Below are 15,767 nucleotides of genomic sequence, written 5' to 3' on the forward strand. Positions count from 1 at the left end.
CCGCAAGTCCGGGTGAGCTGCGGCTGGTAGACAGCTTAAACCGGACCACGGGTACCAACGCCGGCCAGACAACGATGGAAATCCCTAATTCTATGTTGATTGACGGGGCCGTCTTAGTACTCGGGCCTCAAAATCCCCATAGCATGATCGTGCGCGGCGCGGCTGTTGGGACTTATGGCCTAGAAGTGGCGTCCGTGAAGGATGGAGAGTTGCGCCGAACCTCGAAAACCGATGTTCCTATTGTTTCGGGTGAAATCCACCAAATACAAATTAGCCTTGGACAGTCCATCGCCATCCACGAGATAGATGCTGACGGAGACGGGGGTTTTGAGTCCACCGCGGAGTTAGCCGTTCCTCAAGAGCCACAGAATCTGTGGCCCGTGAGTGAGTCTAAGGCTATCGGCCTGAATCCACTGCTTTCATGGCAGGCAGGCTCCGCAGACCACGGCAACCTGCTGTCTTACGATGTCTATCTTGGTGAAGACCCTTCTTCAATGTCCATGGATACGGTTGGCCCACGTATCGCCCAAGGTGCGGGTGAGACATTCCAAGTATCAAGCCTAAAACCCGGAACAGATTACTATTCGAGAGTCCGGGTCGCCGGGGAAGGCGGTATCGAAACCGGCCCGCTCTGGTCCTTCACCACCGTCCCCTGTGGAGACATTAACGGCGACGGAAGCCTGAACGCTATTGACGCGATCTCACTCTTGCAAATAGCTGTAGGTCGAATTGAGGCCACCGAAGACAAGTTGGTCCTCGGTGACACAAACAGTGACGGCAAAATTAACGTTTTGGACGCTATCGTACTCTTAAAGGTGATAACCGGAGTTCCGATCGACTTTTGCTCATCGGACGAGCAGAGTCCTGTCCCGCCTCCGCCTTGCACAGTCGGCCACATCGCGTTTCACCGCGCCAATGAAATCTATATCATGTGCGCCGATGGGACTGGGGAGAAGAGGCTCACCGGTAACCTGAATTCGGAACGGGACTCACACAGAGACACCCGCCCAGCGCTTTCGCCCGATGGTACTAAGATCGTCTTCGAATCCGATAGGCACAGCACATGCCCGCAGGAGGCGTGCCTTGAGATATACACGATGAACGCAGATGGGTCTAATCCCGTTCGGCTGACCTGCAATTCAGCTCCTGACTGGAACCCTGCATGGTCTCCGAACGGCTCAATGATCGTATTTGACTCTACTCGCGACGGGACTAAGGATATTTACAGGATTTCCTCGACCGTCCCTTGTTCTAGTGAGGACAAACTTTCAGCTAACGGTCTTCACAAGGAGTGAGCGGCGTGGTCTCCAGACGGCGCAAGTATCGCTTACACGGGCAAAAATAGTGAGGGTGCTCTACGGATCTTTGTGATCAATGCCGACGGAACAAATCCATTCCCCGTGGCGACCACTACCTCCTCCGAAGGAGGGCCAACTTGGTCGCCAGACGGGCTCAAGATCGCCTTCCGTTCCACTGAGGGTGGCATTCCTCAGATTTGGATAGTCACCACCGATGGAACTGGTGCAGCCGCCGTTACTATCCCAAATACAGTGGGCGGTGAAGCGCCCGCATGGTCAATGCAAGGGGCCAGACTCGCTTTCACAAGCAAGGTCGGCGACGAGTCGCATATATTCACAATCAATGTGAACGGCACTGACAGGGTTCCTGTCACGGTCGTGGGCGGTACCTTTGAGCCCTCCTGGTCAAACTAACGAAACGCAAGTAAGGCTGGGCCATCGAATTCACTGCACCGTGCAATTAATTGACTTTGCAAGCACATCTTCATAGAATGAAGGTGTAGTGCGCCGCTTTACGAGGTGTGGGCGCACGGAGGAAAGGGTTGACGACAACGACCGAGCCGCGAAAGCCATTGACGATCTCCATATCTCCGGACGCCGCCGAGCATGTCCGGAAGTTTGCAGCGCAGTCCGGGAAGCCGAACGCCAGCCTGCGCGTGGGTGTGAAAGGGGGAGGATGCTCCGGCCTGACGTACGTCCTCGACCTTGTTGAAGCCCCGAACGAGAATGACAAGGTGATCGAGGACCACGGCCTGAAGCTGTATGTGGACAAGAAGTCCTACGTCTTCCTGGCCGGCACAATACTCGAATACTCGGGCGGGCTAAACGGCAAGGGGTTTGTATTCAACAACCCCAACGCAAAGACGACTTGTGGATGCGGGACTTCCTTCGGCGTCTAGCCTTGCTCGATTCCTAAAGTCCCATCGCCGCCCCTGAAATATGGGGCGGCGCTTTTTTTGAATAGTGAATAGTGAATTATGAATAGTGAGTTGAAGACGGAAAACACGTCGGCTGAGCAACACGGGGCGCTGAAGTCCGGGGTGGCGCTGGTGGACAGGTCCGCCCTGGGAAGGCTTGCCGTGAAGGGCAAGGACGCCCTGGACCTGCTCAGCAGGCTGTCCACCAACGCGCTGCTTGACCTTGCGCCCGGCAGAGGGATGCAGACCGTCCTCACCTCCAACAAGGGCCGCATAGTGGACGTCCTGACCGTGCTGCGCCAGGACGACCGCCTGCTGGTCCTCACATCCCCGGCAACGCGGCAAAAGGTCGCTGAGTGGATGGACTTCTACACCTTCACCGAGGACGTTGCGGTCAAGGACGTGACTCTGGACACCGCGATGCTCTCGCTATCGGGACCCAGGGCAGGCGAAGTGCTGGACGCCATGTCCTGCATGTCCGCCTCGGCGCTCGCGCCCTACGAGCACGTTTACACCGGGCTCGGAGATGTGGAGGCGATGGTCGCCCGCACCGACTTCACCGGCCTGCCGGGGTTTGACATCATTGCGCCCGCCGCACATGCGGAGGCGCTCCGGAACACCCTGCTATCCGCTGGGGAACCGCTCGGCATCGCCGCTGCGACCCAGGAGGCAGTGGAGATCGTGCGCATTGAGCGCGGCGTCCCGGCGTACGGCAAGGAGCTGGGCGAGGACTACAACCCCCTCGAGGCCGGGCTGATAGGCCTGGTGAGCTTCACAAAGGGCTGCTACATCGGCCAGGAGGTCGTCACCCGGCTCAACACCTACCAGAAAGTCCAGAAGCAGCTTGTCGCACTGCGATGGGACGGCGCTGCGGACGTTCAGGCGGGCGCGCCGCTGATGATGGACGGGAAGAAGGCGGGTGTGGTCACGTCGGCGGCAAGGCTGCCGGGCAGTGGGACGGGAATCGGGCTGGGGTACGTGCGGAAAGCACAGGCTGAGGCGGGGACGAAGCTGGAGGGGCCGGGAGGGGCGGCGGTGGAGGTGATCTCAAGTTTTCGGCAATAAGTGTTAGAATGAGGCACCAACAAGTCGTGTGGAGATCGGGTGCACTTCGAGATTGTGGGTCCGATTGAAGATATTGAGACCTTTGCAACAGGCAGGGATATACGCGAGCTCCAGAGACTCAGGCGTGTCTACGGCAGAGCGAGGTGGCGCAAACGCAAGGGAGTCGCGAACGTTTGTTTGCCGAGTGGCTCGATTGTAAAGGCGGAGCTTCACTGGTACGAGGCGGCCGGCATAGGACGTAAAGAATTCAATATCAAGAGGTATTTCGGGAGGCAGGTATGATCACGGGACTGGCCGGCCTGGCCGTTTGCATCAGAAACGACGGTTACTCCGCGTCGCTTGAGCGATTCAAGATTTACAAAGCGATCGAAGACACTGTGGCCAAACAGGAAGGCATGCTTCGCATCATCGACGAGTCCGGAGAGGACTACCTGTACCCTGAGTCGTACTTTGTGTTCGCAAACTTGCCGGAAGCTGTTGAGAAGGCTGTCCTCGAGGCCGCGTGAATCCGGCCACATTATCAGTATCTGGCGAGCGCCTGCGATTTCTTCGGATAATCGCTCCTCACGCCTTCAGCGTTGCGCCGCCGTCCACGATGATCACCTGGCCGCGGACCATTGCGGCGTCCGGCGTGCACAGGAACGCCACCACCTTCGCAATGTCATCCACTGTAACCATTCTCCCCACAGGCGTCATCTGGCCCTCTGCAAGCATCTCTTCCTTGTTCGGAAAGTGGTCCAGCGCGCCGGTATCGACATACCCGCCGGAGACCGCGTTGACCGAAATCCCCTGCGGTGCAAGCTCGATAGCAAGATAGCGCGTGATCGCCTCGAGCGCGGCCTTGGACGTGCCCACTGAGAAGTAGTTCGGCAGCACACGGCGTGAGCCCTCGCTGGTGATGTTCACGATGTGGCCCCCGTCCTTCATCAGCCTGGTCGCCTCCACCGCACACAGCCACGGCGCCTTCGCGTTTACGCCCATCGTCCACTCCCAGTGCTTCTCCTCCAGATCCACCGCCTTGCGCTGCACGCCGGTGGCGGCGTTATTGACCAGGACGTCCAGCCGGCCGAAGGTCGATGCAACCTCCCCGAACAGCTCCTTGATCTTCGCCGCGTCGCCCAGGTGCGCCTTGATCTTGAGGCACCGGACGCCGAGCGCCTCTATCTCCGCCTGCGTCTCATTCGCCGCCTCGTGATTGCGGTAATAGTTGAAAGCAATGTGCGCTCCGCGCCGGGCGAACTCGAGGGCGATGGCGCGGCCGATGCCGCGAGAGCCGCCGGTAATGAGGACTACTTTGTTGCTGAAGGGCATATGAGGTCCACCGTGAACGAAATTCGAACCTGTAGCCTGAGCGATTCATCGCGCCCGCGTTGCATGCCGTTATTTATCGGCGAGCAAGACAGGCGCGATGAATCGCGCGACTACAATGGAGGCACAGGCTCACAGAGTATCCGCCCCTGCCGTGTTGACCGTCAACAAGTGGCATCCTCTGAAGCACAGCGAACCCAGTAGCCGGCCCGCTGGATTGCGAGGAGATCTACCGGCCTCTCCCCAACCTGTCCACGAGTGCTACCAGGCTCGCATCAGTTACCGACAAAGAGGTTGTCCGGGCGCCTAAACCGGCACGGCCGACGTGCAGTGCGCGCAACGGCGCGCCTTCAGGGGGATCATGCTCAGGCACTCCGGGCACGCCTTCGTCGTGGGCTCCTTGGGCGTCGCAGCCGCTGCCTGCTGGGCCTTGGAGCGGGCCAGCATCATGTTCATGGGCTTGACGACGAAGAAGAATATGACCGCGGCGACTACCACGAAAGTGATAAGGGCATTTATCACTAGCCCGTACTTGAAGACGCTGCCGTTTACGATGAAGACAAGCTCCGAAAAGTCAGGTTCCCCTATGACCGCCGCGATGAGGGGGGGTGAAGATCCCTTCCACCACCGCCTTCACTGCGGCGCCGAACGCCGTACCGATTACGACCGCTACAGCGAGGTCAATGACGTTGCCGCGGACCAGAAACGCACGAAACTCCTTGAGCAGGCTCATGTTCATCGGGTTGAGGGCCTTCGGGTCCACGGAGCTGACGTTCTTGCCCACTTTCGTTGCCATTTGGTCTCTCCTGGTGCCTATCCGCACCTGTTTGCGGGCTTGGCGCGGCGGCAGGCAAAACTTAGCATTCGCCCTGCAACGCTGTCAATGGAATAATCTTGATAGCAGATTTGGGAAAACTTGTATGTGGAATTACCTCGAAACCACGCGCCGCAGGTGTTACCATATGTGCCGATCGTGCCAGGGAGGAGAGCCATGAGCGACAACCCGATTTACATTGGCAACGTGGAGGTCATCCCCGTGTCCGACGGGTGGATGAAGTTCCGGCCCGGCAACTTCTTTCCAACAGTGCCGCACGATGCCTGGAACCGTTACGAGGAGACGATGCCCGAGGGCAAGCTGGTCTTCAACTCCGGCTGCTACGTTCTCCGCTCACAGGGGAAAGTGATACTCGTGGACACCGGCGTCGGGAAGGGTTCGACCGACCTGTGGGAGGCCTCCGCAGGGAAGTTGCTTACGGCCCTTTCCGACAATGGCGTCGACCCTGATGAGGTCGACATGGTGCTACTCACACACCTGCACCGCGACCACGTAGGCTGGAATATCATCTGGGACGGCGACCGATTCCGGCCTACCTTCACGAAGGCGCGATACTGGATGCCGAAAATCGACTTCGACGTTTACTCCACCAAGGCAGACCTGCACCTCTTTTCATACCTGGAAAAGCAGGTCCTGCCCCTGAAGGACATTGGAGTAGTGGACTTCATCTCAGGGGAGCAGCACTTCACGAACGAGGTCTCTTCCCTGCCCACCCCCGGCCACACGCCCGGCCATACGAGCTTCGTAATCTCTTCGAAAGGTGAGCGAGGAATAATTACTGGGGATGTGCTCCACCACCCGGCGCAGATAGACCATCCGGAGTGGAGCCCGAGAGGGGACGAAAAGCAGGTGGAGGCGCGCGAGACGAGGGCGAACATTGTCCAACAGCTGGTCCTGGAGGGAGCAATTGCGCTGGTCGGGCACTTTCCCGGCCCAGGCATCGGGCGTGTCGTGCGGCGTGACTCCAGGCTCACGTGGCAGCCGCTCTAGTCGGCAAATCACCATGATACTGCGAGAGGCGCCCGATCGGGCGCCTCTCGTTTTCCAATCGGTTACTTCCTGCCGGCCCGCATGCGGCAGTTGGCACAGCCACAGCCTGGCTTGACTCGCAGGACATCCCTGTATAGCTGCCCTACCATCTCGTTATCGGTCAGGTTGAACCCCCGCCCGATCTCCAGCAGCTCCTCCATCCTCTTCTTCCTGTCGGCCTCCTCCGCCTCAGTCAAAGCCTCACCGGACATCAACACCATTCTGGCGTACGTCCTGAGGGCGACGGTATGTTCGGCCATCAGTTCTCCGGGGTCAACGGATATTGTTGCGCTCATCTCCTGACACCTCCTTGAGAGATAGCCTCGGGCAGGCTCCTTGAGCCCCCAGCCGCATCGGTCCAGCGCATCCTCCTTGGTATCCCGGCGCCCCAGAGGGATTTGTCCTTACCGGGAACTGGGCTGCTTTCCAACCAACTGCATCAGCCCTGGTAGCTTATACAACGCTGCCACAACTTAAATAGCTATGGCCTATCTTCTTGTTAATCGCTTCTCGGATGATACGTGACCCGTCAATAATTTGGATGCGCTTCCCCTGGCGGGGATTCTACTTCTTTGCAAACTCGCGGAGCTTCTTTTCGGACATCTTTGTCTTCGTCTTCTTGCCGGCCCTCTTGCGGGCCAGCTCCGCCCCCATGAATTTCCGCTGCTTCTCGGTCTTGGCGGGCATTCGCTCCTCCTCCCAGCCCCGCCGGAGCCTCATCAACGCTCGGGAAGACCTCCCGGCGTAGGGCAATACTAGAGTGCCTTATACAAATAATCTAGCGCCTGTACCGGCCGGCGCGCTAGTCGAAACCGGGTTATTTCTAAACCGGCAGGAGTTACAACCCCGGTCTTATCCATCACTTGCCCGTTGCTCCCAGTCCCAATACAATGGCAGGCGGCGCGGAGGAGGCGGCAGGGAGCCAGCAAGCATTAGAAGGGGGATTGATGTACCCGATAGACCTCAGCGGCAAGACCGGCATAATTTTCGGCGTAGCTAACCACAGGAGTATCGCGTGGTCCATAGCGCAGGTGCTCCACCAGGCCGGCGCCAGGCTGGCAGTGACTTACCAGAACGAGCGCGTCAAGGACTCGGTGGCAGGACTGGTCACGGACTGGAAGGACTCTCCGGTCATCGAGTGCGACGTGAGCAAGGATGAGAATGTTGAAAAAGCAGTGAACGAAGCTGCGAAGGCGCTCGGCGGGCGAATCGATATGGTCGTTCACAGCATCGCCTTCGCCAACAAGGACGACCTGGGCGGCCTGTATATGGAGACTCCCCGCGAAGGCTTCCGGGTTGCGCTTGATGTCAGCGCGTACTCCCTCATCCCGGTTGCGCGGTACACGGCCCCAATAATGAAGGCCAATGGCGGCGGCGCGATCGTCTCTATGACCTTCCAGGCGGCAGAGCGGGTCTTCCCGGGTTATAACGTCATGGGCACCGCCAAGGCGGCGCTGGAGAACGCAACCAAGCAGCTCGCGTCAGACCTTGGGCCGGATAACATCCGCGTCAACTCGATCTCAGCAGGGCCGCTGGACACGCTCTCTTCGCGCGTCATCAGCCACTACCGGGATATGAAGAAGGCCCACGCGGAGCGCTCGCCGATGCGGCGAAACATCACGCAGGAAGAGGTTGCCAAAACCGCCCTGTTCCTGTTGAGCGATCTTTCCAGCGGCATCACCGGGGAGATTGTCCACGTGGACACCGGCTACAACGTTATGGGTATCTGAAGACTGCAATCCGGGCGATAGACCGCGCTGCGCCTGCGCTATGTGGACTAGTCGAATGGCCCTAGTAAAGAATAACTCGTTGGTAGAGTACGATGGGTATAGTCCATCCGTAACATATTACCCGTAAGGCTAATCTGGCCCAAAAGACAACACCTTGCGGAGGATGCCCCAATGTTGCAGGAAAGAGACTCTCAAATCTCTCCTCAGACACGGATAGAGCAAAGACAGTCATCGACGCCGGACTGGACCGCGGCCCCGCCACCGGAAGAGCACGAGAAGCGCCGGGTGAACGAGGGAAAGCTTCTTGCCTTCACTTCAGTCAGAGCAAGGTTTCCGGAGCGCGCCAGGATCAACGTCTTCGTGCCGCTCACCGGGGAATAGTCCCGACAAGTGCAAGCAAGCAGAGAGGGCCGCCCCGATTCCATCAGGGCGGCCCTCTCTGCTTTTCATCGCTTTTAGCTCAGGCGCTGATTCGCACCAGGGTGTTTGTCCGCGCATCGTAATCCACCACAACCCGCGACCCTAGCTTTACCGCCAGAACGCCGTGTCCCGTTGCCATTCCGCCGATCATAACCGTCGAGGTGGACGTGGCCCTGAGGACGATTTCGGCACCGTCTTCGGCCACCACCGTGACCGTGCCGGAGACGGTATCTACGCCCTTGAGCGTCCCCGCAAGCGTGGCGTTGGAAACAGTATCCGCGACCCCTCGAGCGGGCCCCTCCTGGCGGGTGTCGATGGCAAGCAGCGCCCGCGATTCTGTGTCGTACTCCACCATTGCAGGGCCGCCGATCTGCGCCGCCAGCGCCGTGGTGCCGCCCAGAACGCCCAGTGCAAGGATCTTCGAGGCCGGAGTGACCTTCAGCTCCAGCTTGGTGCCATTGTCAGCAACAATGACCACCTTGCCGGCTATGGCGTTCACGCTACGCAAGCCGCCGGTGGCCACCGCCTTCGGCCCCCCGCCGTCGAAGTCAACGTGACCGCCAGTACCCCCGCTGCTGAAACCACTGCCCCGCGAGCCATTGCGCCGAAAACGGCATTCCCCTTACAGATTCCCCCCCTCTGCGTTTTCCAGCCCAGCGCCAGCGTGCGAAAGCCCCCTCTATACGAGTATACCGCGCCAGTGCAAATTGGACTCCGGACGGGCATACTCCCACGAGCAGACGGCGCTTGTGCACCGGAGCGTTCTCACCCTTGTTTCACTATCCATTCCCTTCGGATAGGACACTACCAGGTATATCCGGCTGTTGCACTCGGGGCAGAGATTGCCACTCGCCGCGCCGACATTACCGGTTGAGTATTCAAGTTTGCGCATCTTACGCCTCCTCATCGGGTAACCCACTCACCGAGACACTGCAGCCGTTCCCGGACACCGATTAGCGCTAATGCCAGTGTCTGAACATAAAAACGCGGGCCGAATGCTATTGTCAGGAATACTCTGACCCCCGTGAGCCCCTGTTCGCTGCGATTGGGCGCTCCGGCTACCCGATGCTGAACAATGCCGCTGCCGCAGGCTGAGCGGCAGGAGGACCGGCTTGCGTTATTACAGGCTGATGAGCACAGATGGCGGACACCGGCTTGCGGTAGAAGTACAGGACGGCACGCTTGCCGATCTGACGTCCATTGACGACGACCTCACCGGCGTAAATGACCTGGCCCTTACGGCGTCCCTCTCCGGCGCGTCGATTGACGACGTGGCCCGGAACATCCTTTCGAAGGGCTACGAAGTCGAATACGATCTGGAGGACGTGGTCACAGACTCGCGAAACGGCGCGGGGGGACGTGTGGCTGGACAGGCCGCTCGACCCGCCCGAGGTATGGGCGGCCGGCGTAACCTACAAGACGAGCGAGATGGAAGCGGCGGCGCGAGAGCCAGACGCCGGACATCTACTCGCGGGTCTACACGGCAAAGCGGCCGGAGCTCTTTTTCAAGGCCACACCGGACAGGTGCGTAGGGCCTTTTGAGGCCGTCGGCATCCGCGAGGACTCGAAATGGAACGTTCCGGAGCCGGAGCTGGCGTTCGTGCTGTACAATGGGCTGATCATCGGGTATACGATCGGTAACGACATGAGCAGCCGCACCATAGAGGGCGAGAACCCGCTCTACCTGCCGCAGGCGAAGATGTACTCCCGGTGTTGCGCGATTGGCCCTGCGTTCGTCACACCTGAAACGGTAGGCAACCCGCGCAACCTGTCCGTGGAATACTCAATCTTGCGCACGGCTGAAGAGATCTTCAGGGGCCGAACGTCCACATCCCTGATGGCCCGCACGTGCGAGGAGCTGGCGGACTGGCTATTCGCCAGCAATGATGTGCCGAATATGACTGCCGTGCTGACAGGCACGGCCAAAGTTCCGCCACCCGATATCACGCTCAAGGAAGACGACGTGGTGGTGATGACGATCGAGAACATAGGCACGCTGGAGAACTACGTCACGGTGGTTTAAGTGGTACAGGAGCCGCCAATGGACTTCGAAGTCGATGTTATTCGCACGTTCGTAGAGCCCGTGAAGCTCAGGGACGGCACGCTCTTGGGGCTGGACTGGAAGACCCTTCACGGGATGGTCTCCACCGACAGCGGCAGGACGTGGCGGGACTCCGGCCCCCTGCGCGACGCATCCGGACGCGTGCTGGAGGGCTCCGGCAAGTCCAACGGCTACGTCGTCCACATCCTGCGACTCAAGACAGGGGAGATCGCAGTGAAGTACGATGTCGGCCACTCGCGTTACGATCTGGGCGGGTCGCCTCGCAGCACGTCGTACTTCACGAGGTCGGCGGACGAAGGGCAGACCTGGTCCGCGCCGGTGCAGATCACGCCGACCGGCACGCCATCGCACACGTCATGGGTAGTGGAGATGGCGGACGGGCGGCTCGTCCTTCCAAACGAGTACGCGTACTCGCAACCGGGTGAAGATAAAAGGCCCAAGTTCGCCATATGCACCTCGTTCAATTCCGTCGACGGCGGGCGCACGTGGCAGGAGTCGCGCGACGCAATATGGCTGCAGAACGACGACGGCACGGTGCTGGACTATTGCGAGATTCCCACGGCCACGGAGACGCCCTCCGGCGGGATGCTGATGCTTGCGCGCACACGGTACCAGCGCATGGGGGAGAGCCACAGCGCGGACGGCGGTCACGCCTGGAGTCCGATGCGTCTGAACGGCCTCGTATCAAGCTGCGCGGAGATATTCCTCGATCGCGTTCCCGGCAGCAGCGACATCTATTGCATCTGGAACCAGGCGACTGCCGAAGAGGTGGCGAAAGGCTACTACCGCGCCCGCCTCACGTCTGCGATCTCCCGCAACGGCGGCGTGACCTGGGAGAGCTTCCGGACGGTCGCAGCTTCGCCGGGAATGGAGGAGGTTGCCCGCATCCAGCCCGCCGGCACTCCCGTCTACACGCCCGTCCCCGGCGCGGTCCCCACTGAGCAGGAAATGGTCGCCCCTGAGTTTCACATGAACCGCGCCCCCCGCGCAAAGGTCATCGACGGCACGCTCTACGTCGCCTACACGCACCGCCGTTACAGATACGTAAACGGCAAGCAGACGAAGCTGCACGATGCGGTGAAACTCAGGGCAGTGCCGGTGGAGTGGCTGTGGGGGAAATAGTGAATTTAGAATAGTGAATAGTGAATTATCGGACGGGAACGATCCGGCTGTTCAATCCACTATTCACTATTCTAAATTCACTATTCACACGTACCACCCAGACTGTATGCGGTACATCTCCGCGTAGCGCCCGCCACGCTCCATTAGCTCCGGATGAGAGCCGTCCTCCACGATCTTGCCGCCGTCCAGAAACACGATGCGGTCCGCTAGCCGTGCCGAGCCGAGGCGGTGGGAGATGAGCAGGACGGAGCGGCCCCGGGCGATATCGCGGAAGTGGCGGTATACCTCCACCTCCATCTTGGCGTCCAGGGCTGCGGTGGGCTCATCGAGCACGAGAACTGACGCATCTCGAATATAGGCCCGAGCAATCGCCACCTTCTGCCATTGGCCAGATGAGAGGTCCTGCCCCTTGTCGTCATAGGTCTTGCCCAGCATCGTCTCGTATTTGGCAGGAAGGGCTGATATTACCTCGTCCGCTCCGCTCTTTGACGCAGCAACGGCGATTGCGTCGGTGTCCTCGATACGGCGTAGCTCGCCGAAGCCGATGTTCTCTCGCGCGGAGGCGGCGTATTTCACGTAGTCCTGAAATACCGGCGCTACCCGCCTCCGCCACTCAGACGGCACTATCAAGGCCAGGTCCTCGCCATCCACCGTGATGCGGCCCGATGTCGGCTTGTAGAGTCCGAGCAGCAGCTTCGCGAGTGTCGACTTCCCCGCGCCGTTCTCGCCGACGAGCGCGATGCTCTTGCCGGGCTCCAGCACCAGGTCGATGCGGTCCAGCACGGGCTTCGTGGCACCGGGGTATATAAAGGTCACCTGCTCGAACCGTACCGCCGGGACATCCGCGGCCAATGGCAGCTTATCGTGTGCGCCATTTTCCCGATGCCGTTAGTGGCCGTAGCGGCTGCGGGGAAGGGCGTCCACTCCTCCTCGGCCTTGAGTTAGTCCAGGACGTCCTTCATGTATGAAATCGAGCCTGTAACAGACCGGTACCCGCCAAGGGCCATGGATGCCGAGCTCATGAACTGCTGGGCCGCCGTAAGGAAAGCAGCGAATAGTCCGAGCGTGAGACGGCCCGTCACGATAAGGACTACTGACCAGGTGATCACCAGCGCATACGTAAAATGCTCGAAGAAGGTCCTGGCCACCGCACCGCGAACCCGCTCCCTGGCAAGAGACAGCCGGTCGTTGCGCAGCTCCGCGACGAGCTTCTTTCGCCTGCCGAGCAGGAAGTCACCAAGGCCAAACAAGCGCACCTCAGCGGCCGCGGGTCTATCCGCCATCAGCTTGCCCAGGTAGTCGATATATCGAAGTGTCGGGCTGTGCTTCGACTTCAGCACCCTGATCCTTTCAAAGATGCGCTCGCCGATTACGTGCGACGGGGTGATGCCGATCAGCAAAATGACTGGGAACCATATGTTCACGGAGCCCAGATAGATAAGAAGCCCTATGGCGGTGATTGCGTCCGAAGGTATTCGAAGCATCCACTGAATCGGCACCCACAGCCGGTCCACACCGAACTGGGCGTGGTGAAGCAGGTCGTAGTATTCGGCCTGCTCGAATGCCTCCAGCGGCAACCGGCTCGCCTTTATCATCAGGCGCTCGTTCACGCCGGCCTGGAAGATCTCCATAATGTCCGGAATCAGCCAGCGGTGGACGAATATGCCGGACAATGCCTGCACAAGGTTGGCCGCCAGAAACGCTACGAGCCATATCGTAGCAGTGGTCAGATTCGAATCGCCCTTGAGAATGCCGACGGCGCCGTCGATGAGGCCACGAAGGAATACGGTCATTAGAATGGGCGCAAGCCCTGTGATCAGGATCATGAACGCCGCGATCAGCATTTCGCGACGGCCGATCTCCCACATGAGCTTCATGTAGCGCCAGAAGTATATGGCCTGGTCCCTGGATCTCAGGCGTTGCCTATCGCGTGACCATTGCGACTGCCTAATCATTTTCTCCCGCCTTTCGGCTGCTTGCCGACCATTTGCCGGCCACTGCCCTCTTCACCGGTACCACTCGGCCTGGAGCTTGTACAGCTCCGCGTATGGACCCCCTCTCGCTACAAGCTCGTCGTGCGACCCTTCCTGAACAATGCGCCCCGTTTCCATGAACACGATCCTATCGGCCAGGCGCGCGGAGCCCAGTCGGTGCGAGATGATCAAGACGGTCTTGCCCTTTGAAAGGTCAAGGAACTGGCGGTACACCTCCAAATCCGCGAGCGCGTCCAGAGCGGACGTGGGTTCGTCTAGAACGAGAATCTCCGCATTCCTCAGATACACGCGCGCGATTGCCAGCTTCTGCCACTGCCCTCTGGAAAGCTCCATTCCACCCTCAAACTCTTTACCCAATGGCGTTTCAAAGCCCTTCGGCAGCTTCCTGATATCCTGCAGTGAGCCGCTCATCGCCGCCGCGGCTTCGACGGCCGCCCTGTTGTTCATCCTTTCCGTCCGCCCTAACCCGATGTTCTCCTCAACCGTAAAGGCGAACTTCACAAACTCCTGGAATACGACTCCCGTCCGGTCCCGCCATGACTTCTGATCGATCTCTCTCAGGTCTACACCGCCCACCGTTATCGCCCCTTCGGTGGGCGTGTACAGACCGAGCAGCAGCTTCGTCAGTGTCGTCTTCCCCGCGCCGTTTTCCCCCACGAGCGCGACACGCTCGCCGGGGCGGATTCGGAAGTCCACGCGATCCAGGGCGGTCTTCTTCCCGCCGGTGTGCTTGTAGGTGACCGATTTGAACTCAATTCCTTGTTTCAGGGTCGACGGCGCTTCCACCGCTGTCGCCTTCTCATCCCCCGCAAGTTTGAGGAACCTGGAGGCATGGTCCATAAGGCCGAGAAATTCTCCAACTCCAAGGAGGCCGCCGCCGAAGCCGTTGACGTACGACAGGTACATCTGGGTAACAGTGATCATCGCCACGACCGTGCCCGCGGATATGGCGCCGCTCGAGGCCTGGTACAGCAGCAGGGCTATCGTGCCGCCGAGTATGGCAAGGTTCAGGGCTATTGGCGGCACCGCCTTGGGGATCAGCGACCGGCGCACCAAAGACACTTCGCGCATTCGAGAATCGTTAAGCGTCTTCCAGGAGTCCCTGACATGCGCGCCAAGGCCGAAAAGGCGCACCTCGGCCGCGGCCTCCCGTTCGGATACCAGGCCGCGCCAGTACTCCAACCTTCGTTTCGCTTTTGCCTGTTTGCCCCACACCTCGTTATTCGCCTTGATTTCCCTGACGCTGCGCTGGGCCATTGCCGCACCGCCGACAAGCATGAGGAATGGAATACTCCAGTGAACGCTGGCGGCGACGATCATCAAGCCCATGCCTCCGACCACGGTAGTGAGGAATGCCTGGTGTTTTGGCAGATCTATGCTGATCACCCTCTCCTGCATTGCCCACTTCGCGCGGTTGAAGGACTCGAAGAAATCGGGGCTTTCGAAGCGGTCGAGGCTCATTCCGAAGGCCTTGCTGTACATCAGCGCCTCGTACCGGGCCGTCACTCGCTCGGAGAGCTGCGCCGTAAGATAGTTCTGGATGGTGTCGCTTAGTAGCAGGGAGGTCAGGACTTTCACGCCGACGAAGAGAGCCAGCCAGGGGAGGAAAGGCCGGAGTGCTTCTATCAGCGGGAGGCCCGCGCGCGAAGCGCTAGCCTGCAAAGCGTCAATCAGCCCTACTGTCGCCTTGACGAGAACGACGGGCGCAATGCCGCCCAGGACGACGGCCACGGCCGCAAAGAGTGAGTACCATGGCCATGGGATGACCAGAGACTCCCAAACGAACCTGGCCAATTCCAGAGACGCTGAAATGCGCCCTCGGACGGTCAAAGACGGCTTTGCTGATGCAGTCGCAGCAACCATGCATTCACTCCCCTGTTCAGCCAGTGAGGATTGACACGCACGCCATTATGGACGCTTTCTAATGGGACGTCAACTACTTATGTTCGGCGGATAGTGAAGCACCGCTAGTAGTAACACGTCTCAG

The 15,767-nt window shown here is 59.8% G+C and carries 16 protein-coding genes and 3 pseudogenes; 11 read left to right on the forward strand and 8 right to left on the reverse strand.

Annotated features, from left to right (window positions below):
• Nucleotides 1–143 precede the first annotated feature (143 nt).
• The 6 genes and pseudogenes from FJ319_00135 (at nucleotide 144) to FJ319_00160 (ending at nucleotide 3,786) form a co-directional block, all read left to right on the forward strand.
• Nucleotides 144–1,133, forward strand: a pseudogene (locus FJ319_00135) (hypothetical protein).
• 189 nt (nucleotides 1,134–1,322) lie between these two features.
• On the forward strand, nucleotides 1,323–1,712 hold the full coding sequence (locus FJ319_00140; protein ID MBM3932715.1) for a hypothetical protein: 390 nt from the start codon (nucleotides 1,323–1,325) through the stop codon (nucleotides 1,710–1,712).
• 158 nt (nucleotides 1,713–1,870) lie between these two features.
• On the forward strand, nucleotides 1,871–2,197 hold the full coding sequence (locus FJ319_00145; protein MBM3932716.1) for an iron-sulfur cluster assembly accessory protein: 327 nt from the start codon (nucleotides 1,871–1,873) through the stop codon (nucleotides 2,195–2,197).
• A 78-nt stretch (nucleotides 2,198–2,275) separates the two neighbouring features.
• A complete protein-coding gene (locus tag FJ319_00150) occupies nucleotides 2,276–3,280 on the forward strand; it encodes an aminomethyl transferase family protein (protein MBM3932717.1) in 1,005 nt (334 codons plus the stop codon).
• A gap of 39 nt (nucleotides 3,281–3,319) precedes the next feature.
• Nucleotides 3,320–3,562: a hypothetical protein gene (locus tag FJ319_00155; GenBank protein ID MBM3932718.1), complete on the forward strand. Its 243-nt coding sequence runs from the start codon at nucleotides 3,320–3,322 to the stop codon at nucleotides 3,560–3,562.
• On the forward strand, nucleotides 3,559–3,786 hold the full coding sequence (locus FJ319_00160) for a hypothetical protein (GenBank protein MBM3932719.1): 228 nt from the start codon (nucleotides 3,559–3,561) through the stop codon (nucleotides 3,784–3,786). Before FJ319_00155 ends, FJ319_00160 begins: the two co-directional genes overlap by 4 nt.
• A gap of 58 nt (nucleotides 3,787–3,844) precedes the next feature.
• Here FJ319_00160 and fabL read toward each other — a convergent pair whose 3' ends face one another.
• The gene (gene fabL, locus FJ319_00165; GenBank protein MBM3932720.1) at nucleotides 3,845–4,591 is read right to left on the reverse strand and encodes an enoyl-[acyl-carrier-protein] reductase FabL; all 747 of its coding nucleotides are present in this window, start codon (nucleotides 4,589–4,591) and stop codon (nucleotides 3,845–3,847) included.
• Nucleotides 4,592–4,894: 303 nt separating this feature from the next.
• A pseudogene (gene mscL / locus FJ319_00170) lies at nucleotides 4,895–5,321 on the reverse strand (large conductance mechanosensitive channel protein MscL).
• Between the two features lie 258 nt (nucleotides 5,322–5,579).
• Here mscL and FJ319_00175 point away from each other — a divergent pair.
• Nucleotides 5,580–6,413, forward strand: coding sequence for an MBL fold metallo-hydrolase (locus tag FJ319_00175; protein MBM3932721.1), 834 nt, complete (start codon nucleotides 5,580–5,582; stop codon nucleotides 6,411–6,413).
• Between the two features lie 62 nt (nucleotides 6,414–6,475).
• On the opposite strand, the gene FJ319_00180 is transcribed toward FJ319_00175, so the two are convergent.
• Nucleotides 6,476–6,748: a hypothetical protein gene (locus FJ319_00180; protein ID MBM3932722.1), complete on the reverse strand. Its 273-nt coding sequence runs from the start codon at nucleotides 6,746–6,748 to the stop codon at nucleotides 6,476–6,478.
• 268 nt (nucleotides 6,749–7,016) lie between these two features.
• Nucleotides 7,017–7,139, reverse strand: a complete 123-nt coding sequence (locus FJ319_00185) for a DUF3008 domain-containing protein (GenBank protein MBM3932723.1) — start codon at nucleotides 7,137–7,139, stop codon at nucleotides 7,017–7,019.
• A 260-nt stretch (nucleotides 7,140–7,399) separates the two neighbouring features.
• Here FJ319_00185 and FJ319_00190 point away from each other — a divergent pair, with 260 nt between their 5' ends.
• Together FJ319_00190 and FJ319_00195 are read left to right on the forward strand one after the other, a co-directional pair.
• Complete coding sequence (locus FJ319_00190) at nucleotides 7,400–8,182, forward strand: enoyl-ACP reductase (GenBank protein ID MBM3932724.1); 783 nt, start codon at nucleotides 7,400–7,402, stop codon at nucleotides 8,180–8,182.
• A 171-nt stretch (nucleotides 8,183–8,353) separates the two neighbouring features.
• Nucleotides 8,354–8,563 (forward strand): hypothetical protein, encoded by a 210-nt coding sequence (locus FJ319_00195; GenBank protein MBM3932725.1) that lies wholly within the window; start codon nucleotides 8,354–8,356, stop codon nucleotides 8,561–8,563.
• A 79-nt stretch (nucleotides 8,564–8,642) separates the two neighbouring features.
• Here FJ319_00195 and FJ319_00200 read toward each other — a convergent pair whose 3' ends face one another.
• Complete coding sequence (locus tag FJ319_00200; protein ID MBM3932726.1) at nucleotides 8,643–9,125, reverse strand: hypothetical protein; 483 nt, start codon at nucleotides 9,123–9,125, stop codon at nucleotides 8,643–8,645.
• Between the two features lie 701 nt (nucleotides 9,126–9,826).
• On the opposite strand from FJ319_00200, the pseudogene FJ319_00205 reads away from it, so the two are divergent.
• Nucleotides 9,827–10,625 (forward strand): annotated as a pseudogene (locus FJ319_00205) (fumarylacetoacetate hydrolase).
• A gap of 18 nt (nucleotides 10,626–10,643) precedes the next feature.
• Nucleotides 10,644–11,786, forward strand: a complete 1,143-nt coding sequence (locus tag FJ319_00210) for an exo-alpha-sialidase (protein MBM3932727.1) — start codon at nucleotides 10,644–10,646, stop codon at nucleotides 11,784–11,786.
• Nucleotides 11,787–11,870: 84 nt separating this feature from the next.
• Here the strand turns inward: FJ319_00210 and FJ319_00215 are convergent, their stop codons facing one another.
• From FJ319_00215 to FJ319_00225, 3 genes are all read right to left on the reverse strand, one after another.
• Nucleotides 11,871–12,644: an ATP-binding cassette domain-containing protein gene (locus FJ319_00215; protein MBM3932728.1), complete on the reverse strand. Its 774-nt coding sequence runs from the start codon at nucleotides 12,642–12,644 to the stop codon at nucleotides 11,871–11,873.
• An 83-nt stretch (nucleotides 12,645–12,727) separates the two neighbouring features.
• Nucleotides 12,728–13,741 (reverse strand): ABC transporter ATP-binding protein, encoded by a 1,014-nt coding sequence (locus FJ319_00220; protein MBM3932729.1) that lies wholly within the window; start codon nucleotides 13,739–13,741, stop codon nucleotides 12,728–12,730.
• 51 nt (nucleotides 13,742–13,792) lie between these two features.
• Nucleotides 13,793–15,643 (reverse strand): ABC transporter ATP-binding protein, encoded by a 1,851-nt coding sequence (locus FJ319_00225; GenBank protein MBM3932730.1) that lies wholly within the window; start codon nucleotides 15,641–15,643, stop codon nucleotides 13,793–13,795.
• Between the last annotated feature and the right edge of the window lie 124 nt (nucleotides 15,644–15,767).

Source organism: SAR202 cluster bacterium, assembly GCA_016872355.1.
In the GTDB taxonomy this organism is placed as follows: Bacteria; Chloroflexota; Dehalococcoidia; order Lucifugimonadales; family VGZY01; genus VGZY01.